The sequence below is a fragment of the Azospirillum soli genome, assembly GCF_017876165.1.
In the GTDB taxonomy this organism is placed as follows: Bacteria; Pseudomonadota; Alphaproteobacteria; order Azospirillales; family Azospirillaceae; genus Azospirillum; species Azospirillum soli.
The window spans coordinates 364,810-385,571 of record NZ_JAGINQ010000001.1; the positions used below are offsets into that span (position 1 = coordinate 364,810).

The 20,762-nt window shown below is 65.2% G+C and carries 22 protein-coding genes; all 22 read right to left on the reverse strand.

Annotation, left to right across the window (positions count from 1 at the left end):
• Positions 1-13: 13 nt before the first annotated feature.
• Complete coding sequence (gene rpsH, locus J2852_RS01735) at positions 14-412, reverse strand: 30S ribosomal protein S8 (protein WP_209869958.1); 399 nt, start codon at positions 410-412, stop codon at positions 14-16.
• A 12-nt stretch (positions 413-424) separates the two neighbouring features.
• Positions 425-730, reverse strand: coding sequence for a 30S ribosomal protein S14 (gene rpsN, locus J2852_RS01740; RefSeq protein WP_209869961.1), 306 nt, complete (start codon positions 728-730; stop codon positions 425-427).
• A 19-nt stretch (positions 731-749) separates the two neighbouring features.
• Positions 750-1,292, reverse strand: a complete 543-nt coding sequence (rplE, locus tag J2852_RS01745; protein ID WP_209869964.1) for a 50S ribosomal protein L5 — start codon at positions 1,290-1,292, stop codon at positions 750-752.
• A gap of 11 nt (positions 1,293-1,303) precedes the next feature.
• Entirely contained in the window at positions 1,304-1,624 is a 321-nt protein-coding gene (rplX, locus tag J2852_RS01750; protein WP_209869967.1) for a 50S ribosomal protein L24, read from the reverse strand.
• Positions 1,621-1,989, reverse strand: coding sequence for a 50S ribosomal protein L14 (rplN, locus tag J2852_RS01755; protein WP_209869970.1), 369 nt, complete (start codon positions 1,987-1,989; stop codon positions 1,621-1,623). The genes rplX and rplN overlap by 4 nt, the downstream gene beginning before the upstream one ends.
• A 17-nt stretch (positions 1,990-2,006) precedes the next feature.
• Positions 2,007-2,261 carry a 30S ribosomal protein S17 gene (gene rpsQ / locus J2852_RS01760; RefSeq protein ID WP_209869973.1) on the reverse strand — a complete coding sequence of 85 codons (255 nt, stop codon included), beginning with the start codon at positions 2,259-2,261 and terminating at the stop codon, positions 2,007-2,009.
• Between the two features lie 12 nt (positions 2,262-2,273).
• Positions 2,274-2,480: a 50S ribosomal protein L29 gene (rpmC, locus tag J2852_RS01765; protein ID WP_209869976.1), complete on the reverse strand. Its 207-nt coding sequence runs from the start codon at positions 2,478-2,480 to the stop codon at positions 2,274-2,276.
• Positions 2,477-2,905 (reverse strand): 50S ribosomal protein L16, encoded by a 429-nt coding sequence (rplP, locus tag J2852_RS01770; RefSeq protein WP_035675044.1) that lies wholly within the window; start codon positions 2,903-2,905, stop codon positions 2,477-2,479. The genes rpmC and rplP overlap by 4 nt, the downstream gene beginning before the upstream one ends.
• Before the next feature lie 12 nt (positions 2,906-2,917).
• Positions 2,918-3,688 carry a 30S ribosomal protein S3 gene (rpsC, locus tag J2852_RS01775; protein WP_209869979.1) on the reverse strand — a complete coding sequence of 257 codons (771 nt, stop codon included), beginning with the start codon at positions 3,686-3,688 and terminating at the stop codon, positions 2,918-2,920.
• A gap of 1 nt (position 3,689) precedes the next feature.
• A complete protein-coding gene (gene rplV, locus J2852_RS01780; protein ID WP_209869982.1) occupies positions 3,690-4,082 on the reverse strand; it encodes a 50S ribosomal protein L22 in 393 nt (130 codons plus the stop codon).
• A 3-nt stretch (positions 4,083-4,085) separates the two neighbouring features.
• Entirely contained in the window at positions 4,086-4,364 is a 279-nt protein-coding gene (rpsS, locus tag J2852_RS01785; protein WP_209869985.1) for a 30S ribosomal protein S19, read from the reverse strand.
• Between the two features lie 12 nt (positions 4,365-4,376).
• Positions 4,377-5,207, reverse strand: coding sequence for a 50S ribosomal protein L2 (rplB, locus tag J2852_RS01790; RefSeq protein WP_209869988.1), 831 nt, complete (start codon positions 5,205-5,207; stop codon positions 4,377-4,379).
• A 16-nt stretch (positions 5,208-5,223) separates the two neighbouring features.
• A complete protein-coding gene (locus tag J2852_RS01795) occupies positions 5,224-5,541 on the reverse strand; it encodes a 50S ribosomal protein L23 (RefSeq protein WP_209869991.1) in 318 nt (105 codons plus the stop codon).
• Positions 5,538-6,158, reverse strand: a complete 621-nt coding sequence (rplD, locus tag J2852_RS01800) for a 50S ribosomal protein L4 (protein WP_209869993.1) — start codon at positions 6,156-6,158, stop codon at positions 5,538-5,540. The genes J2852_RS01795 and rplD overlap by 4 nt, the downstream gene beginning before the upstream one ends.
• A 5-nt stretch (positions 6,159-6,163) precedes the next feature.
• Complete coding sequence (rplC, locus tag J2852_RS01805; protein WP_209869995.1) at positions 6,164-6,874, reverse strand: 50S ribosomal protein L3; 711 nt, start codon at positions 6,872-6,874, stop codon at positions 6,164-6,166.
• A gap of 60 nt (positions 6,875-6,934) precedes the next feature.
• Complete coding sequence (gene rpsJ, locus J2852_RS01810) at positions 6,935-7,243, reverse strand: 30S ribosomal protein S10 (protein ID WP_014241039.1); 309 nt, start codon at positions 7,241-7,243, stop codon at positions 6,935-6,937.
• 474 nt (positions 7,244-7,717) lie between these two features.
• Positions 7,718-8,908: an elongation factor Tu gene (gene tuf, locus J2852_RS01815; RefSeq protein ID WP_209869998.1), complete on the reverse strand. Its 1,191-nt coding sequence runs from the start codon at positions 8,906-8,908 to the stop codon at positions 7,718-7,720.
• 37 nt (positions 8,909-8,945) lie between these two features.
• Complete coding sequence (gene fusA, locus J2852_RS01820) at positions 8,946-11,024, reverse strand: elongation factor G (RefSeq protein ID WP_209870001.1); 2,079 nt, start codon at positions 11,022-11,024, stop codon at positions 8,946-8,948.
• Between the two features lie 26 nt (positions 11,025-11,050).
• Positions 11,051-11,521 carry a 30S ribosomal protein S7 gene (gene rpsG, locus J2852_RS01825; RefSeq protein WP_209870004.1) on the reverse strand — a complete coding sequence of 157 codons (471 nt, stop codon included), beginning with the start codon at positions 11,519-11,521 and terminating at the stop codon, positions 11,051-11,053.
• 12 nt (positions 11,522-11,533) lie between these two features.
• Positions 11,534-11,905, reverse strand: coding sequence for a 30S ribosomal protein S12 (gene rpsL, locus J2852_RS01830; RefSeq protein ID WP_012973201.1), 372 nt, complete (start codon positions 11,903-11,905; stop codon positions 11,534-11,536).
• A 372-nt stretch (positions 11,906-12,277) separates the two neighbouring features.
• A complete protein-coding gene (gene rpoC / locus J2852_RS01835) occupies positions 12,278-16,450 on the reverse strand; it encodes a DNA-directed RNA polymerase subunit beta' (RefSeq protein ID WP_209870007.1) in 4,173 nt (1,390 codons plus the stop codon).
• A 100-nt stretch (positions 16,451-16,550) separates the two neighbouring features.
• Positions 16,551-20,744 carry a DNA-directed RNA polymerase subunit beta gene (gene rpoB / locus J2852_RS01840; protein ID WP_209870009.1) on the reverse strand — a complete coding sequence of 1,398 codons (4,194 nt, stop codon included), beginning with the start codon at positions 20,742-20,744 and terminating at the stop codon, positions 16,551-16,553.
• Positions 20,745-20,762 lie beyond the last annotated feature (18 nt).

Below are 20,762 nucleotides of genomic sequence, written 5' to 3' on the forward strand. Positions count from 1 at the left end.
CGCGAGGTCCCCCTTAGAACACGCGGCAGAGGACTTCGCCGCCGACGTTGGCGGCGCGGGCCTCGTTGTCCGACATCACGCCACGCGGAGTCGAAAGGATCGCGATGCCCAGGCCGTTGAAGACGCGGGGCAGGTCGTTGATCTTCGAATAGACGCGGCGGCCGGGCTTGGACACACGGGCGATCTGCTTAATGACAGGCTCGCCTTCGTGGTACTTCAGCTCGATCTTCAGGTTCTTCACACCCGGGCGCAGCTCCTGTTCGGAGTAGCCACGGATGTAACCCTCGCGCTTGAGCACCTCAAGCACGTTGCTGCGCAGCTTGGACGCCGGGCTTTCCACAACAGACATACGGGCGTGCTGACCGTTGCGGATGCGGGTCAGCATATCGCCGAGCGGATCGCTCAAAGACATATTCGACCCTCCTTACCAGCTCGACTTCACCATGCCGGGAATCTGGCCGGTGGAGGCCAGTTCACGGAGGGTGACGCGGGACAGCTTGAACTTGCGATAGAACGCCCGCGGACGGCCGGTCATTTCGCAGCGGTTGCGGATGCGCACCTTCGAAGAGTTGCGCGGCATTTCGGCCAGCTTGAGGCGGGCGGCGAACTGCTCTTCCGGCGGGAGGGTACGGTCGGAAGCGATGGCCTTGAGGCGCGCACGCTTGTTGGCGAACTGCTTCACCAACTTGGTGCGACGCTTGTTCTTCTCGATGGCACTGGTCTTAGCCATGGGGTCGTGCTCCAGCCAATCAGCTCACGAACGGCATGTCGAAGGCCTTCAGGAGAGCCTTGGCTTCCTGGTCGGACTTCGCCGAGGTGACGAAAATGATGTCCATGCCGCGGATCTGATCGATCTTGTCGTAGTCGATCTCCGGGAAAATGATCTGCTCCTTGACGCCCATGGCATAGTTGCCACGGCCGTCGAAGCTGCTGCCGGGGATGCCGCGGAAGTCGCGGACACGCGGCAGCGCGATCGTGACCAGACGATCCAGGAACTCGTACATGCGATCGCGGCGCAGGGTCACCTTGCAACCGATCGACATGCCCTCACGCAGCTTGAACTGCGCGATCGACTTGCGGGACTTCGTGACGACCGGCTTCTGGCCGGTGATCGCCGCGAGTTCGCTCACCGCGTTCTGGATCTTCTTGGAGTCGCCGACAGCCTCGCCGACACCCATATTGATGACGATCTTCTCGATCCGCGGAACTTCCATGTCGTTCTTGTAGCCGAACTCGCTCTTGAGCGCGGCGCGGATCTTGGAGTCGTAAACTTCTTTCAAACGTGCAGCCATGGGTCCGGTCCTCACACGTCGATGACTTCGCCGGACCGCTTGGCGACACGCACCTTGCGGCCATCCTCAAGGACCTTGAAACCGACGCGGGTCGGCTTGCCGTCCTTGGGGTCGACATGAGCGACGTTCGAGACGTTGATCGGCGCCTCGAACTCAACGATGCCGCCCTGCGAGCGGGCGCTGGGACGCTGGTGCTTCTTCACCACGTTCACGCCCTGCACGACGACACGGTTTTCCGCCGGGATGACCTTGAGCACCTCGCCGGTCTTGCCCTTGTCCTTGCCGGCCAGAACGACGACCTTGTCCTTGGTCTTGATCTTCGCGGCCATCACAGCACCTCCGGCGCCAGCGAGATGATCTTCATGAACTTCTTGCCACGAAGCTCACGGGTGACCGGCCCGAAAATACGGGTGCCGATCGGCTCGCCCTGCTTGTTGATCAGCACGGCGGCATTACGGTCGAAACGGATCGCCGATCCGTCCTCCCGGCGCAGTTCCTTCGCGGTGCGGACGATGACGGCGCGATGCACGTCGCCCTTCTTGACGCGACCCTTCGGAATGGCCTCCTTGACCGAGACGACAATGATGTCGCCAACGGTCGCGACCTTCCGCTTGGACCCACCAAGCACCTTGATGCACTGCACCCGGCGCGCCCCGCTATTGTCGGCGACTTCCAGGTTGGTTTGCATCTGGATCATGGTTTGTACCCTTCCGTTTAGGCGGCGCCGCCAACGGCGGCGGACTCAAGCACGACCTCCCAGCGCTTGCGCTTGGAGATCGGACGGCACTCGATGATCGAAACGGTATCGCCGACCTTGAACTGGTTGCCCTCGTCGTGGGCGGCGTACTTCTTCGACTGACGAATGAACTTCTTGTACACGGGGTGCATGACGCGGCGCTCGACCAGGACGATAACCGTCTTGTCGCCCTTGTCGCTGACCACCGTGCCCTGCAGAACGCGGCGAGGCATAGGTAGCCCTCCTTACTTGCCGGCTTCGGCCGAGCGCGAACGCTCGCCGAGGATCGTCTTGATGCGGGCGATGTCGCGACGCACCACCTGCACCCGCGCGGTGTTCTCCAGCTGGCCGGAAGCCCGCTGGAAACGCAGGTTGAACTGCTCTTTCTTGAGCTGGAGGAGCTGATCGTTCAGCTCATCCGTGCTCTTGCTACGAACGTCGACGGACTTCATGCCGCCACCTCCTCACCGCCGAGGCGGGTCACCAGCTTAGTCTTGATCGGCAGCTTGGCGGCCGCCAGGGCGAACGCCTGCTTTGCCACATCCGCGGGCACGCCGTCCAGCTCAAACAGGATGCGGCCCGGATGAACGCGCGCCGCCCAGTATTCGGGCGTGCCCTTACCGGAACCCATGCGGACTTCGGCGGGCTTGGTGGAGACCGGCAGGTCCGGGAACACGCGGATCCACACGCGGCCCTGACGCTTCATGGCGCGGGTGATCGCGCGGCGGGCCGCCTCGATCTGGCGCGCGGTGATGCGCTCGGGCTCCAGAGCCTTGAGGCCGAAGGAACCGAAGTTCAGCTGGGTGCCGCCCTTCGCGTTGCCGTGGATGCGGCCCTTGTGGGCCTTGCGGTACTTGGTACGCTTCGGAGAAAGCATCGCTCTGCCCCTTTACTCGCGGTCAGCCCGTTCGGAACGGTCACGGCCACGGCCGCCCCGATCCTCACGGTCGCCACGCTCGCGACGCTCGCGGCGCGGCTCGCCATCGGTGGACACCGGCTCGGAGCCCATGCGCTTGTCCTGGGCCATCGGGTCATGGGCCATGATCTCGCCCTTGAAGACCCACACCTTGACACCGCAGGTGCCGTAGGTGGTCTTCGCGGTGGCGGTGCCATAGTCGATGTCCGCACGCAGGGTGTGCAGCGGAACGCGACCCTCGCGGTACCACTCCAGACGAGCGATCTCGGCGCCGCCGAGACGGCCGGAGCAGTTGATCCGGATGCCCTGGGCGCCGAGGCGCATGGCCGACTGCACGGCGCGCTTCATGGCGCGACGGAAGGCGACGCGGCGCTCCAGCTGGCTGGCGATGTTCTCGGCGATGAGGCGAGCGTCGATCTCCGGCTTGCGGATCTCGACGATGTTCAGGCTCACCTCGCTGCCGGTCATCTTCGACAGCTCGGAACGCAGCTTCTCGATGTCCGCGCCCTTCTTGCCGATCACCACGCCCGGACGAGCCGAGTGGATGGTGACGCGGGCCTTCTTGGCGGGACGCTCGATCACGACGCGCGAGCAGCCGGCCTGCTGCAGGCGGCCCTGCAGATAGCCGCGCAGCTTCAGGTCCTGGTGCAGCAGGTTGGCGTAGTCGCGCTTGGCGAACCAGCGGCTGTCCCAGGTCCGGTTGATGCCGAGGCGCAGCCCGATCGGATTGACTTTCTGACCCATCTTACTCGGCCCCTTCGGCAGCGGCTTCGCGCTCGCGCACGATGATCGTCAGGTTGCTGAACAGCTTCTCGACACGGGCGCCGCGACCGCGGGCCCGGGCGTGGAAGCGCTTCATCACCAGAGCGCGGCCGACCGTCGCCGAGGAGACGTACAGGCGGTCAACGTCCAGCTGGTGGTTGTTCTCGGCGTTCGCGATCGCGGCCTGGAGGACCTTCTTCACCTCGCCGGCGATGCGGCGCTTGGAGAAGGTCAGCTCGGCCACGGCCTTGCTGGCATCCATGTTGCGGATGAGCTGGGCGACGAGGTTCAGCTTGCGCGGGCTGGTGCGGATCATCGGATTGGAGGCCAGGGCCTCGTTCTCCGCGATACGGCTGGGGTTGGAGGGCTTGCCCATGGCTTACTTCCTCTTCGCCTTCTTGTCCGCCGCGTGACCGTAGAAGGTGCGCGTCGGAGCGAACTCACCGAACTTGTGGCCGATCATGTTCTCGGTCACCAGAACCGGCAGGAACTTGTGGCCATTGTAGACGCCGAACGTGAGACCCACGAACTGCGGCAGGATGGTCGAACGACGCGACCAGATCTTGATGATCTCGTTGCGGCCCGAAGAGCGGCTCTTGTCCGCCTTCTTCAGCAGATAGCCGTCGACGAACGGGCCCTTCCAAACGGAGCGTGCCATCGTCCGACCTCCTTACTTCGAATGACGGCGGCGCAGGATCAGGCCGTCCGTCTTCTTGTTGCGACGCGTCTTCTTGCCCTTGGTCGGCTTGCCCCACGGGGTGACCGGATGACGGCCGCCCGAGGTGCGACCCTCACCACCACCGTGCGGGTGGTCGATCGGGTTCATGACGACGCCACGGACCGACGGACGCTTGCCCAGCCAACGGTTGCGACCCGCCTTGCCCAGGTTGATGTTCATCTGGTCCGGGTTCGACACGGCACCGATGGTGGCCATGCACTCGCCGCGCACCATGCGAAGCTCGCCCGAGGGCAGCTTCAGCTGGGCGTAGCCGCTGTCGCGGCCGACCAGCTGCAGATAGGTACCGGCCGAACGGGCCAGCTGGCCACCCTTGCCGGGCTTCAGCTCCACATTGTGGATGACCGAGCCGACCGGGATGTTCTTCAGCGGCATGGCGTTGCCGGGCTTCACGTCGACCTTCTCGCCGGCGATGACCGTGTCACCCACCTTCAGGCGCTGCGGCGCCAGGATGTACGACAGGGTGCCGTCCTCATACTTGATGAGGGCGATGAAGCCCGTGCGGTTCGGATCGTATTCCAGCCGCTCAACGGTGGCCGGCACGTCGAACTTGGCGCGACGCTTGAAGTCGACCAGACGATAGGTGCGCTTGTGACCGCCACCCATCCGGCGCGCGGTGATGCGGCCGGTGTTGTTGCGGCCGCCGGACTTGGTCAGGCCCTCGGTGAGGGACTTGACCGGCTTGCCCTTCCACAGCTCCGAGCGGTCGACGATGACCAGCTGGCGGAGCGACGGCGTAATCGGGCGGTATTGCTTCAGAGCCATCGGATCACACTCCCGCTCAGATGCCCGTGGTCACGTCGATCTTGTTACCCTCGGCGAGGGTGACGACGGCCTTCTTGAAGTCCGAGCGACGACCGATGGTGCCGCGGAACCGCTTGGTCTTGCCCTTGGAAATCAGGGTGTTGACCGCGGTCACCTTCACGTTGAAGAGACCTTCAACCGCCGCCTTGATCTCCGGCTTCGTGGCCGACAGCGGCACACGGAACGTGACCTGGTTGTGCTCCGACGCCATCGTCGACTTCTCGGTGATGACCGGAGCCAGGATCAGGTCGTACATCCGCTCCCGGCTCACCGCAGGTTTCGACTGCTTGCTCATTTCAGGCGAGCCTCCAGCTGCTCGACCGCGTTGCGGGTCAGGACCAGCGTATCGCGGCGAAGAATGTCGTAGACGTTGGCGCCCTGCTCCGGCAGCACGTCGATCAGCGGGATGTTGCCAGCGGCCTTCACGAAGTTCTCGTTCAGGTTGGCGCCATCGATGATCAGCGCGGAGGTCAGGCCGAGCGCGCCCAGGCGGGCGAACAGCTCCTTGGTCTTGTGCGTGTCGGCCGTGGCGGCGTCGAGCACGATCAGCTTGCCTTCGGCAGCCTTGGTGGACAGGGCGGTCTTCAGGGCCAGCTTGCGGACCTTCTTGGTCAGGCTGTGCTCGTGCGAGCGGACAACCGGGCCGAAGATCGTCGCGCCACCACGGAACTGCGGCGAACGCAGCGAGCCCTGGCGGGCGCGGCCGGTGCCCTTCTGACGGTACGGCTTCTTGCCGGTGCCGGAGATCTCGCTGACGCCCTTGGTCTTGTGCGTACCGGCGCGGCGCTTGGCCAGCTGCCAGTTGACCATGCGGGCCAGCAGATCGGTGCGGGCGGGGAGGCCGAACACCTCGTCTGCGAGTTCGATCTCGCCGACGGCCTCGTTGTTCAGGTTCTTGACGGTCGCCTTCATGGCCTTCACTCCTGCGGCTCGGCCGCGGACTCAGCCGCCGGCGCAGCCTTGATGCCGGCCGGGAACGGGAGACCTTCCGGCGCCTTCTTCTTCACCGCGTCGCGGATGCGCAGCCAGCTGCCCTCGGAGCCCGGAACGGCGCCCTTCAGGAAGATCAGGCCGCGCTCTTCGTCGACCGACACGACCTTCAGGTTCAGGACCGTGACCTTCTCGTCGCCCAGATGACCGGCCATCTTCTTGTTCTTGAAGACCTTGCCGGGATCCTGGCGGTTACCCGTCGAACCGTGCGAGCGGTGCGACACCGACACGCCGTGCGTGGCGCGCAGACCACCGAAGTTCCAGCGCTTCATCGGACCGGCGAAGCCCTTACCGATGGAGGTGCCGGTAACGTCCACGTACTGGCCCGGAACGAAGTGCGCGGCCGACAACTCGGCGCCAACCTCGATCAGCGCATCGGCATCGACGCGGAACTCGACCAGCTTGCGCTTCGGCTCCACGCGCGCCTTGGCGAAATGCCCGCGCTCAGGCTTCGTGACGTTCTTCACCTTGATGGCGCCCGCGCCGAGCTGGACGGCGGTGTAGCCATCCTTGTCCTCGGTGCGAACGGCGACGACCTGGCAGCTGTCGACTTTCAGCACAGTCACCGGCACGTGCTGGCCCTCGTCCGTGAAGACGCGGGTCATGCCGACTTTCTGCGCGATCAAACCGGATCGCATTGTTCTTTATCTCCTGACCAGGGACATCCTCAAACGGAGAGGTCCCTCAACAGCAACGACTTAGAGCTTGATTTCGACGTCCACACCCGCGGCGAGGTCGAGCTTCATCAGCGCGTCCACCGTCTGCGGCGTCGGATCGACGATGTCGAGCAGACGCTTGTGGGTGCGAATTTCGAACTGCTCGCGCGACTTCTTGTCGACGTGCGGCGAGCGGTTCACGGTAAACTTCTCGATCTGCGTCGGCAGCGGGATCGGGCCCCGCACCCGAGCACCGGTCCGCTTGGCGGTGTTGACGATCTCGCTGGTCGACTGGTCGAGCACGCGATGATCGAACGCCTTCAGGCGGATGCGGATGTTCTGGCTGTCCATGTCCAAACGTCCCTTGCACCTCGTTTCGGTGACGCGACCGCGCCACCGGTACCCCAAAACTTTTCCCCGGGGACCGGCAGCGTCAGGTCACCCTGCGCCGGTTCACCGAAGCGTCGGGCGGCGGTTCGTCCAAACCGATGTGACGGCCGATACGAAAAGAACATCCCCCCGCGCCTGGGCGCGGCCGGGATGTTCCGGTCAGCATGCGGTGCGAGCGAGGCTCGCCGTGCCGTTCGATATCGGGCTGCGTCTAGGCCGGACGTGCCTACTACCAACCCAAATTCCAGAGGGCGTAACGTGTATGCCCAAGGCGCCCCGGTGTCAACCCACATTTTCCCCCTTGCGTCGGGAGGAGGAAGCATCGAGGGCGTTTGGGATGCCACGGCCTGAAATCAGGAACTAAGAACGAGAAAGGGGCCGGCGTTTCGGCCGGCCCCCCTCACTTCGGTCGAACGTTCCAGTCGCGGAGACTGGTTACTGAACGATCTTGGCAACGACGCCGGCGCCGACGGTGCGGCCACCCTCGCGGATGGCGAAGCGCAGGCCCTCGTCCATGGCGATCGGGGCGATCAGCTCGACGTCCATGGCGACGTTGTCGCCCGGCATCACCATCTCGACACCTTCCGGCAGCGACACCATGCCCGTCACGTCGGTCGTGCGGAAATAGAACTGCGGCCGGTAGTTGGTGAAGAACGGCGTGTGGCGGCCACCCTCTTCCTTGGTCAGGATGTACGCCTCGGCCTTGAACTTGGTGTGCGGGGTGATCGAGCCCGGCTTGGCCAGAACCTGGCCGCGCTCCACGTCCTCGCGCTTGGTGCCGCGCAGCAGCGCGCCGATGTTGTCGCCGGCCTCGCCCGAGTCGAGCAGCTTGCGGAACATCTCGACGCCGGTCACCGTGGTCTTCTGCGTCGCCTTCAGGCCGACGATCTCGACCTCGTCGCCGACCTTGACGATGCCGCGCTCGACGCGGCCGGTCACCACCGTGCCACGGCCGGAGATCGAGAACACGTCCTCGATCGGCATCAGGAACGGACGGTCCTTCGGACGCTCCGGCTGCGGGATGTAGGCGTCGACCTCGGCCATCAGCTTGAGCACCGCGTCACGGCCGATCTCCGGCGAGCGGTCCTCCAGCGCGCACAGGGCCGAGCCCTTGACGATGGGGATCTCGTCGCCGGGGAACTGGTAGGAGGACAGCAGCTCGCGCACCTCCAGCTCGACCAGCTCCAGCAGCTCCGGGTCGTCGACCATGTCGACCTTGTTCATGAACACGCACAGCGCCGGCACGCCGACCTGGCGGGCGAGCAGGATGTGCTCGCGGGTCTGCGGCATCGGGCCGTCGGCGGCCGACACGACCAGGATGGCGCCGTCCATCTGCGCCGCCCCGGTGATCATGTTCTTGACGTAGTCGGCGTGGCCCGGGCAGTCGACGTGCGCGTAGTGGCGGTTGGTCGTCTCGTACTCGACGTGCGCCGTCGAGATCGTGATGCCGCGCGCCTTCTCTTCCGGCGCCTTGTCGATCTGGTCGTAAGCGGTGAAGGTCGCACCGCCGGACTCGGCCAGCACCTTCGTGATCGCCGCGGTCAGCGACGTCTTGCCGTGGTCGACGTGGCCGATCGTGCCAACATTGCAGTGCGGCTTGTTCCGCTCGAACTTTGCCTTGGCCATGGGTTGCTCTCTCCGTCTCTTGGTCGTTCCAGCGGTTTCAGGCCATCTTGGCGCGGATTTGCTCCGCGATGGCCTGCGGCACCGGTTCGTAGTGGTCGAACTGCATGGTGTATTGCGCGCGCCCCTGGCTCATGGAGCGCAGGGTGTTCACATAACCGAACATGTTGGCCAGCGGCACCATGGCCGTGAGCGCACGGGCATTGCCGCGCTGGTCCATGCCGCTGATCTGCCCACGGCGGCTGTTCAGGTCACCGATGACGTCGCCCATGTAATCTTCGGGCGTCACCACCTCAACCCTCATGATCGGCTCCAGAAGCGTCGGACCGGCCTTCTGCACGCCCTCGCGGAATGCAGCGCGGGTGGCGATCTCGAAGGCCAGGACCGAGGAGTCGACGTCGTGGTAGGCGCCGTCGACCAGAGCGACCTTCAGATCGATAACCGGGAAGCCGGCGATGACGCCGGTGGCCATCGACGAATCGAGCCCCTTCTGGACGCCCGGCACATACTCCTTCGGCACGGCGCCGCCGACGACCTTGTTCTCGAAGGCGAAGCCGCCGCCGGGAGGCAGCGGTTCGAAGACCAGCTTCACACGGGCGAACTGGCCCGTGCCGCCGGTCTGCTTCTTGTGGGTGTAGTCGACCTCGGCGGACTTGGTGATGGTCTCGCGGTACGCCACCTGCGGCGCGCCGACGTTCGCATCCACCTTGAACTCCCGCTTCATGCGGTCGACGATGATCTCCAGATGCAGTTCGCCCATGCCCTTGATGACCGTCTGACCGCTCTCGTGATCGACCGAGACGCGGAAGGACGGGTCCTCCTGGGCGAGGCGGGCGAGCGCCATGCCCATCTTCTCCTGGTCAGCCTTGGACTTCGGCTCAACGGCCACCTCGATGACCGGCTCCGGGAACTCCATCCGCTCCAGAACGATGGGCTTGGCGGGATCGCACAGCGTGTCGCCGGTGGTCGTCGCCTTCAGCGCTGTGAAGGCCACGATGTCGCCGGCGTAGGCTTCCTTGATCTCCTCGCGCGAATTGGCGTGCATCAGCAGCATGCGGCCGATGCGCTCGCGCTCACCCTTCACGGGATTTAGCACGGTGCTGCCGGCCTCGACGACGCCGGAATAGACACGCACGAAGGTCAGCGACCCGACGAAGGGGTCGTTCATGATCTTGAAGGCGAGCGCCGAAAAGGGTGCGGAGTCGTCGGGCGCGCGCTCGTCCGGCTCGCTGCTCTCGACGCGGTGCCCCTTCACCGACCCGATGTCCACGGGGGCCGGCAGGTAATCGACGACGGCGTCCAGCATCGGCTGCACGCCCTTGTTCCTGAAGGACGAGCCGCACAGCACGGGCACGAACTTCAGCCCGATGGTGCCCTTGCGGATGCAGGCCTTCAGCGTGTCCACCGACGGGTCCTGGCCGCTTTCCAGATAGGCTTCCATCGCCGCGTCATCGAGTTCGAGCACGGTGTCGAGGAGCGTCTGGCGGTATTCGGCCGCGCGGTCCTTCAGATCGTCGGGAATGTCGGTGTGGTAGAATTCGGCGCCGAGCGTCTCATCCTTCCAGATGATCGCGCGCATGGTGACCAGATCGACGAGGCCGACAAAACTTGCCTCGGATCCGATCGGCAACTGGAGCACGAGCGGAACGGCGCCCAGTCGCTCCCTCATCATATCGACGCTGCGGAAGAAGTCCGCGCCGATACGGTCCATCTTGTTGACGAAACACATGCGGGGCACGCCGTACTTGTCGGCCTGCCGCCACACGGTTTCAGACTGGGGCTCCACCCCCGCCACGGAGTCGAACACCGCGACCGCACCGTCGAGCACGCGCAGGCTCCGTTCGACTTCGATGGTGAAGTCGACGTGACCCGGCGTGTCGATGATGTTGATGCGGTGATCGCGCCAGAAGCAGGTCGTGGCCGCCGACGTGATCGTGATGCCCCGTTCCTGTTCCTGCTCCATCCAGTCCATGACCGCGGTGCCCTCGTGCACCTCGCCGATCTTGTACGACTTTCCAGTGTAGTACAGGATCCGCTCGGTGGTCGTGGTCTTCCCGGCATCGATGTGAGCCATGATGCCGATGTTGCGGTAACGGGCGAGAGGGTGGGAACGGGGCATGACAAGCACCTGGGTCGGTGGGTGCCTTACCAGCGATAGTGCGAGAACGCCTTGTTGGCTTCCGCCATACGATGGGTGTCCTCGCGCTTCTTCACGGCGGTGCCGCGCTGGCTGGCGGCATCCAGCAGCTCACCCGACAGACGCTCGGTCATGGTGTTTTCCGAGCGGGCGCGGGCAGCGCCGATGAGCCAACGGATGGCAAGAGCCTGGGCGCGGTCCGAACGGACCTCGACCGGAACCTGGTAGGTCGCACCGCCGACGCGGCGGGAACGGACTTCCAGGTGCGGCTTCACGTTCGCCAGGGCGTCGTGGAAGACCTGAACGGGGTCGTTCTTGGTCTTGGTCTCGATGCGACCCAGGGCGCCATAGACGATGCGTTCGGCGGCAGACTTCTTGCCGTCATACATCAGGCAGTTCATGAACTTGGTCAGGACGCGGTCGCCATACTTGGCGTCCGGCAGGACCTCACGCTTCTCGGCGCGACGACGACGGGACATCGTGAATACTCCTTACTTCGGACGCTTCGCGCCGTACTTCGAACGACGCTGCTTACGATCCTTGACGCCCTGGGTGTCAAGCGTGCCGCGGATGATGTGGTAGCGAACGCCGGGAAGGTCCTTCACGCGGCCGCCACGGATCATAACCACCGAGTGCTCCTGGAGGTTATGGCCCTCACCGGGGATGTAGGAGGTGACCTCGAAGCCGTTCGTCAGACGAACGCGGGCCACCTTACGAAGGGCCGAGTTCGGCTTCTTCGGGGTCGTCGTATACACGCGGGTGCAGACGCCACGCTTCTGCGGGCACGCCTCCATCGCGGGAACCTTGTTGCGCGCGGCCAAGGGCTCACGCGGCTTACGGATCAACTGGTTGATCGTCGGCATATCTGCCCTTCATCCCTTCAGGTCACTCGGCCGGCGGAGCCGGACGATTCTGGTCGTTCGCCCGGCGGAGCCGGACGATGCAAAAGCCCGCCTGCGAAGCCCTGGAGCTTCGAGCGGGCCCAATGATCGAACACCGTCAGATGATCTCTGCGCGGCTATGTCGCTTGGGTTCAACGGACCGGTTGGGGCGCGGACGCCCACGGGGGTCCCCTTGAAGTTCGCGGACTATATGGGGAGGTCAAAGGCCCGTCAAGCGCGCAAATGACGGTTCGAGGTAGGCGGAACGCGCTTTCGCGAGGCACGGACAGCCCGCAAAGAAGAAGGGCGCGTCCCTTTCGGAACGCGCCCCCTTCCCTACTCTCACACCACCGATCAGGCGGCGGTGTTCTCGCCCGCGTGCGGCAGGGCCGGAGCTTCGGCCTCCTCCGCACCGCCTTCCAGGGCCGCGGCGCGGTCCCGTTCGGCGGCGATCTGCTTCAGGCGGTTCACCACGGAGCCCGTGCCGGCCGGGATCAGGCGGCCGACGATGACGTTCTCCTTCAGGCCTTCCAGGTTGTCGGTCTTGCCCGACACCGCCGCTTCCGTGAGGACGCGGGTGGTTTCCTGGAACGAGGCGGCGGAGATGAACGAACGAGTCTGCAGCGACGCCTTCGTGATGCCCTGGAGCACCGGATGGCCGGAGGCCGGCTTCAGCCCCTCGGCAACCGTCTTCTCGTTCTCCTCGTCGAACTCCTGACGGTCCACCTGCTCGCCCACCAGGAAGGTGGTCTCGCCGGCGTCGGTGATCTCGACCTTCTGCAGCATCTGGCGGACGATCACCTCGATGTGCTTGTCGTTGATCTTCACGCCCTGCAGTCGATAGACGTCCTGGATTTCGTTGATGAGGTAGTTGGCCAGAGCCTCCACACCCATCACCGACAGGATGTCGTGCGGGACGGGGTTGCCGTCCATCAGCAGGTCGCCGCGCTGGACATAGTCACCCTCCTGCACGGAGATGTGCTTGCCCTTCGGGATCAGATACTCGCGCTCGTCCCCCGTCTCGTCGTTGCGGACGACGATGCGGCGCTTGGTCTTGTAGTCCTTGCCGAACTCCACGCGGCCGTCGAGGTCCGAGATGATCGCGAAGTCCTTCGGACGGCGCGCCTCGAACAGCTCGGCCACGCGCGGCAGACCGCCCGTGATGTCGCGGGTCTTGGAGGACTCGCGCGGGATACGGGCCAGCACGTCACCGGCCTTCACATGGGCGCCGTTCTCGATGGAGAGGATGGCGTCCACGGACATGAAGTAACGGGCTTCCAGACCGTTGGCGAGCGTGATGACCTCGCCCCGCTCGTCACGCAGCGTGATGCGCGGCTTGAGATCGGCACCGCGCGGCTGCTGGCGCCAGTCGACGACCACCTTCGACGAGATACCGGTCGCCTCGTCCATCACCTCGCGCATGGAGATGCCTTCCACGAGGTCGACGTAGTGGGCGGTACCCTCGCGCTCGGTGATGATCGGCAGGGTGTACGGGTCCCACTCGGCCAGCTTCTGGCCGCGCTCGACCTTCACGCCCTCGTCGGCCAGCAGCTTCGCGCCGTACGGCACGCGGTGGCGCGCCCGCTCGCGGCCCTGCTCGTCCAGCAGGATCACTTCGCAGTTGCGGCCCATCACGACCGGGATGTTGGACGAGTTGATGACGACGTTGCGGTTGTTGATCCGCACCGTGGCATCGAACGCCGCCTCCACCTGGCTCTGCTCCGCACCGCGCTGCGCCGCGCCACCGATGTGGAACGTGCGCATCGTCAGCTGCGTGCCCGGCTCACCGATCGACTGGGCGGCGATGACGCCGACCGCCTCGCCGGTGTTCACCAGCGTGCCGCGGGCCAGATCGCGGCCGTAGCACTTGGCGCAGACGCCGTCCTTGGTCTCGCAGGTCAGGACCGAGCGGATCATGACGCTGTCGATGCCCGACCGCTCGATGCGGTCGACGATCGGCTCTTCGATCAGGCCGCCGTCCTCGATGATCAGCTCGCCGTTCAGCGGGTCGACCACGTCGCCCACGGCCGTGCGGCCGAGGATGCGGTCGCCCAGCGGGGAGATGACCTCGCCGCCGTCGATGACGGCCTTGACGGTGATGCCCTTCTTGGTGCCGCAGTCGTGCTCGACGATGATGGCGTCCTGCGCCACGTCGACGAGACGGCGGGTGAGGTAACCGGAGTTCGCCGTCTTCAAGGCGGTGTCGGCCAGACCCTTGCGGGCGCCGTGGGTGGAGTTGAAGTACTCCAGCACGGTCAGGCCTTCCTTGAAGTTCGAGATGATCGGCGTCTCGATGATCTCGCCCGACGGCTTGGCCATCAGGCCGCGCATGCCCGCCAGCTGGCGGATCTGTGCGGCCGAACCGCGCGCGCCGGAGTGGGCCATCATGTACACCGAGTTCACGGGCTTGCCCGGCGCGGTGTCGGAGATGACCTTCATCATCTCGGAGGCGACCTTTTCCGTGCACTCCGACCAGACGTCGACGACCTTGTTGTACTTCTCGCCCTGGGTGATCAGGCCGTCGAGGTACTGCTGCTCGAACTCCTTGACTCGCTCCTTGGACTCGTTGACCAGCTTCTCCTTGGCGGCGGGGATGACCATGTCGTCCTTGCCGAAGGAGATGCCCGCGCGGCAGGCGTGGCCGAAGCCGAGCTTCATCAGGCGGTCGGCGAAGATCACCGTCTCCTTCTGACCGCAATGGCGGTAGACGGCGTCGATGACGTTGCCGACGTCCTTCTTGGTCAGCAGGCGGTTGATCAGGCTGAACGGCACGTTCGGGTGGCGCGGCAGGATTTCGGACAGCAGCATGCGGCCCGGAGTCGTCTCCACGATGGAGATCTTCTCGTTGCCGTTCTCGTCCACGCCCTTGTAGCGCGCCTTCACCTTGGCGTGCAGCGTCACGACCTTGGCGTCCAGCGCCTGGTCGATCTCGCCGACGTTGGCGAAGACCATGCCCTCGCCCTTCTCGCCCGGCCGGTCCATTGTGATGTAGTAGAGACCCAGCACGATGTCCTGCGACGGCACGATGATCGGCTTGCCGTTCGCGGGCGACAGGATGTTGTTGGTGGACATCATCAGGACGCGCGCTTCCAGCTGGGCCTCAAGGCTCAGCGGGACGTGCACGGCCATCTGGTCACCGTCGAAGTCCGCGTTGAAGGCGGTGCAGACCAGCGGGTGCAGCTGGATCGCCTTGCCTTCGATCAGCGTCGGCTCGAACGCCTGGATGCCCAGGCGGTGCAGCGTCGGCGCGCGGTTCAGCATCACCGGATGCTCGCGGATGACCTCTTCCAGGATGTCCCAGACCTCGGGACGCTCCTTCTCGACCATGCGCTTGGCGGCCTTGATGGTCGAGGCGAGGCCGTACAGCTCCAGCTTGGCGTAGATGAAGGGCTTGAACAGCTCCAACGCCATCTTCTTCGGCAGGCCGCACTGGTGCAGCTTCAGCTCCGGACCGACCACGATGACCGAACGGCCCGAGTAGTCGACGCGCTTGCCGAGCAGGTTCTGACGGAAGCGGCCCTGCTTGCCCTTCAGCATGTCGGACAGCGACTTCAGCGGACGCTTGTTGGCGCCGGTGATGACGCGGCCACGGCGGCCGTTGTCGAACAGCGCGTCGACGGCCTCCTGCAGCATGCGCTTCTCGTTGCGCACGATGATGTCCGGCGCCTTCAGCTCGATCAACCGCTTCAGACGGTTGTTGCGGTTGATGACGCGGCGGTACAGGTCGTTCAGGTCGGACGTCGCGAAGCGGCCGCCGTCCAGCGGGACGAGCGGGCGCAGCTCGGGCGGGATCACCGGAATGACTTCCAGGATCATCCATTCCGGGCGCGACTGCGACGACAGGAAGGCGTCGATCAGCTTCAGCCGCTTCACGAGCTTCTTGCGCTTGGCCTCCGACGCGGTCTCGCGCAGCTCCTCGCGGCAGGTCTTCTTCTCCTCCTCGAGGTCGAGCGCCGACAGCATAATGCGCAGCGCCTCGGCACCGATGGAGGCGGTGAAGGCGTCCTCGCCGTACTCGTCCTGGGCGGAGATGTACTCCTCCTCGCTGAGCAGCGAATGCAGCTTCAGCGGGGTCAGGCCCGGCTCGATGACAACGTAGTTTTCAAAGTACAGGATGCGCTCAAGGTCCTTGAGCGTCATGTCGAGCAGCAGGCCGATGCGGCTCGGCAGCGACTTCAGGAACCAGATGTGCGCGACCGGCGAGGCCAGCTCGATGTGGCCCATGCGCTCGCGCCGGACCTTCGACAGGGTGACCTCGACACCGCACTTCTCGCAGATGATGCCGCGATACTTCATGCGCTTGTACTTGCCGCACAAGCACTCGTAGTCCTTGATCGGGCCGAAGATGCGGGCGCAGAACAGGCCGTCGCGCTCAGGCTTGAAAGTGCGATAGTTGATGGTTTCCGGCTTCTTGATCTCGCCGAACGACCAGGAGCGGATCCGCTCGGGGCTCGCGATCTGGATGCGAATCTGATCGAAGCTCTGGGGACCCTGGACCTGGCCGAAAATGTTCATCAACTCATTCATGACCGTCTCCCGCTGGCAGCGCCGCGTTGTCGGTTAAGGGCAGTTCTCGCCGGAAGGGGCCAAGATGGTCACCCCTCCGGCGAGTTCAAGTCTGTTTGGCTCAGTACGTCCGCTGGTTCAGCTCGACGTTCAGACCCAGGGAGCGCAGCTCCTTGACCAGCACGTTGAAAGACTCGGGGATGCCGGCCTCGAAGTTGTCGTCGCCGCGGACGATGGCCTCGTAGACCTTAGTACGGCCGGACACGTCGTCCGACTTGACCGTGAGCATTTCCTGCAGCGTGTAGGCGGCGCCGTAGGCTTCGAGCGCCCACACCTCCATCTCACCGAAGCGCTGGCCGCCGAACTGGGCCTTGCCGCCCAGCGGCTGCTGGGTGACCAGCGAGTACGGGCCGATGGAGCGCGCGTGGATCTTGTCGTCCACGAGATGGTGCAGCTTCAGCATGTAGATGTAGCCGACGGTCACCTTGCGGTCGAACGTCTCGCCGGTGCGGCCGTCGGTCAGGCTGACCTGACCCGAGCGGTCGAGCCCGGCCATCTCCAGGTGACGGCAGATGTCGTCCTCGCGCGCGCCGTCGAAGACCGGCGTCGCGAAGGGCACGCCCTTGCGCAGGTTGCCGCCCAGCTCCAACAGCTCCGACTCGTTCATGTCGGCGATGTCTTCGCTGTAGATCTTCTCGCCGTAGGCGGTCTTCAGCGTGCCCTTCAGGTTCTCGATGGCCTGCTGCGGCTCGCCCTTGCCCTTGGTGGCCAGACGGTACTGGTCGATGCAGCGCCCGATCTGCTTGCCAAGGCCGGCGGCGGCCCAGCCCAGGTGCGTCTCCAGGATCTGACCGACGTTCATGCGCGACGGCACGCCCAGCGGGTTCAGCACCAGATCGACCGGGGTGCCGTCCTCAAGGTACGGCATGTCCTCCTGCGGGATGATGCGCGACACGACACCCTTGTTGCCGTGACGGCCGGCCATCTTGTCGCCCGGCTGAAGCTTGCGCTTCACGGCGACGAAGACCTTGACCATCTTCATCACGCCCGGCGGCAGCTCGTCGCCGCGCTGCAGCTTCTCGACCTTGTTCTCGAAGCGGTTCTGCAGCGCCTGGATCGAATCGTCGAAGACCTTGCCCAGGTTCTCCACCGTCTCCATGACCTGCTCGTCGGCCACGGAGATCTGGCGCCACTGGCCCTTGGTCAGGTTGCCCAGTTCGGCGTCGGTGATGACGGTGCCGGCCTTCATGCCCTTCGGGCCGGACTGCGCGGTCTGGCCGAGCAGCACTTCCTTCAGGCGGGTGTAGAAGCTGCGCTCCAGGATCGCGCGCTCGTCGTCGCGGTCCTTGGCCAGCTTCTCGATCTCGGCGCGTTCGATGGCGAGCGCGCGCTCGTCCTTGTCGACGCCCCGGCGGCTGAACACGCGGACCTCGACGATCGTGCCGGCCACGCCCGGCGGCAGGCGCAGCGAGGTGTCGCGGACGTCGGACGCCTTTTCGCCGAAGATGGCGCGCAGCAGCTTCTCTTCCGGCGTCATCGGGCTTTCACCCTTCGGCGTGACCTTGCCGACCAGGATGTCGCCCGGACGGACCTCGGCGCCGATGTAGACGATGCCGGCCTCGTCGAGGTTCTTCAGAGCTTCCTCACCCACGTTCGGAATGTCGCGGGTGATTTCCTCCTGGCCCAGCTTGGTGTCGCGGGCCATGACCTCAAACTCCTCGATGTGGATCGAGGTGAAGACGTCGTCCTTGACGATGCGCTCGTTGATGAGGATCGAGTCCTCGAAGTTGTAGCCGTTCCACGGCATGAACGCGACGAGCACGTTGCGGCCGAGAGCCAGTTCGCCCAGCTCCGTCGAGGGGCCGTCGGCGATGATGTCGCCGGCCGCCACGCGGTCGCCCACCTTCACCAGCGGACGCTGGGTGATGCAGGTGTTCTGGTTGGAGCGCTGGAACTTCAGCAGGTTGTAGATGTCCACGCCCGGCGCGGTCGAATCGGAGGCGTCGGCGGCCCGGACCACGATGCGGGTGGCGTCGATCTGGTCGACGATGCCCTTACGCTTGGCGACGATGGTCACGCCGGAGTCACGGGCGACCGTGGCCTCCATGCCCGTGCCGACCAGCGGCGCGTCGGCCTTCACCAGCGGCACCGCCTGGCGCTGCATGTTCGAGCCCATCAGCGCGCGGTTCGCGTCGTCGTTCTCAAGGAACGGGATCAGCGCCGCGGCGACGGACACCAGCTGCTTCGGCGACACGTCGATCAGGTCGATGGCCTCGGGGCGGAACATCAGATATTCGCCGCCCTGCCGGCACGACACGAGGTCGGCGGCGAAGCGGTTGTTCTCGTCCAGCTCGGCGTTGGCCTGGGCGACGACGTAGCGGCCCTCCTCCATGGCGGAGAGGTACACGACCTCGTCGGTCACCACGCCGTCGATCACCTTGCGGTACGGGCTCTCGATGAAGCCGTACTGGTTGACGCGGGCGTAGGTGGCCAGCGAGTTGATCAGACCGATGTTCGGGCCTTCCGGCGTCTCAATCGGGCAGATGCGGCCGTAGTGCGTCGGATGCACGTCGCGCACCTCGAAGCCGGCGCGCTCGCGGGTCAGACCGCCCGGGCCGAGGGCCGAGAGACGACGCTTGTGCGTGATCTCGGACAGCGGGTTGGTCTGGTCCATGAACTGCGACAGCTGCGACGAGCCGAAGAACTCGCGCACGGCGGCGGCGGCCGGCTTGGCGTTGATCAGGTCGTGCGGCATGACCGTGTCGATCTCGACCGAGCTCATGCGCTCGCGGATCGCGCGCTCCATGCGCAGCAGGCCGACGCGGTACTGGTTCTCCATCAGCTCGCCGACCGAGCGGACGCGGCGGTTGCCGAGGTGGTCGATGTCGTCGATCTCGCCGCGGCCGTCCTTCAGGTTCACCAGAACCTTCAGGATCGACAGGATGTCCTCCTTGCGCAGGACGCGCATGGAGTCGTCGGTCTTGAAGCCCAGGCGCGAGTTCATCTTCACGCGGCCCACGGCCGACAGGTCGTAGCGCTCGCTGTCGAAGAACAGGCCCGCGAACAAAGCCTCGGCCGACTCCAGGGTCGGCGGCTCGCCCGGACGCATGACGCGGTAGATGTCGATCAGCGCGTCCTCGCGGGACGCGTTGCGGTCGGCGGCCATGGTGTTGCGGATGTAGGCGCCGACGTTGAGGTGGTCGATCGCCAGCACCGGCAGCTCGTCCACGCCGGCCTTCTCCAGCTTCTCCAGATCCGACGCCGACAATTCGTCACCGGCTTCGAACAGGACTTCGCCGGTCCGCTCGTTGATGATGTCGACAGCGAGGTAGCGCCCGGTCAGCTCCTCGGTGGAGACGAGCTGCTCAGTCAGGCCGGCCTCGACCAGCTTCTTGATCAGGCGCGGGGTCATCTTCGCGCCGGCCTCGGCGACGACCTGGCCGGAGGCCGCGTCCACGAGGTCGGAGGCGATCTTGACGCCCTTCATGCGGTCGGCGTTGAAGGGGGTCTTCCAGCCGCCCGACGCGCGGGAATAGGTGATGGTGTCGTAGAAGAAGTTGAGAATCTCCTCCTTCGACATGCCCTGCGCCTCGTACGGCAGCAGGTCCTTCTTCTGGGCCTTGCGCTCGGCGCGCAGCTCGGCGGTGTCCGCGCCGTCCAGGGCGAACAGCAGCGTGGTGGCCGGCAGCTTGCGGCGGCGGTCGATGCGCACGTACACCAGATCCTTGGCGTCGAACTCGAAGTCCAGCCAGGAGCCACGGTACGGGATGACGCGGGCGGCGAAGAGGTATTTACCCGACGAGTGGGTCTTGCCCTTGTCGTGGTCGAAGAAAACGCCCGGCGACCGGTGCATCTGGGAGACGATGACGCGCTCGGTGCCGTTGATGATGAAGGTGCCGTTGGCCGTCATCAGGGGCATGTCGCCCATGTAGACGTCCTGCTCCTTGATGTCGCGGATGGAGCGCAGGCCCGTGTCCTCTTCCACGTCGAAGACGGAGAGGCGCAGGGTCACCTTGAGCGGGGCGGCGAAGGTCATGCCGCGCTGCTGGCACTCTTCGACGTCGTACTTCGGCTGCTCAAGCTCGTACTTCACGAAATCCAGAACGGCGCGGTCGGAGAAGTCCTTGATCGGGAACACCGACCGGAACACCTCCTGAAGGCCGAGGTTGGCCCGCTTCTCCGGCGGGACGTCCATTTGCAGGAAGTGATCGTAGGAGCTGCGCTGAACCTCGATGAGGTTGGGCATCTGGGTGACTTCCGGGATGCGCCCGAAGCTCTTACGAACACGCTTACGACCCGTAAAGGATTTGGCCATGGATGTCCCCAAACGTCT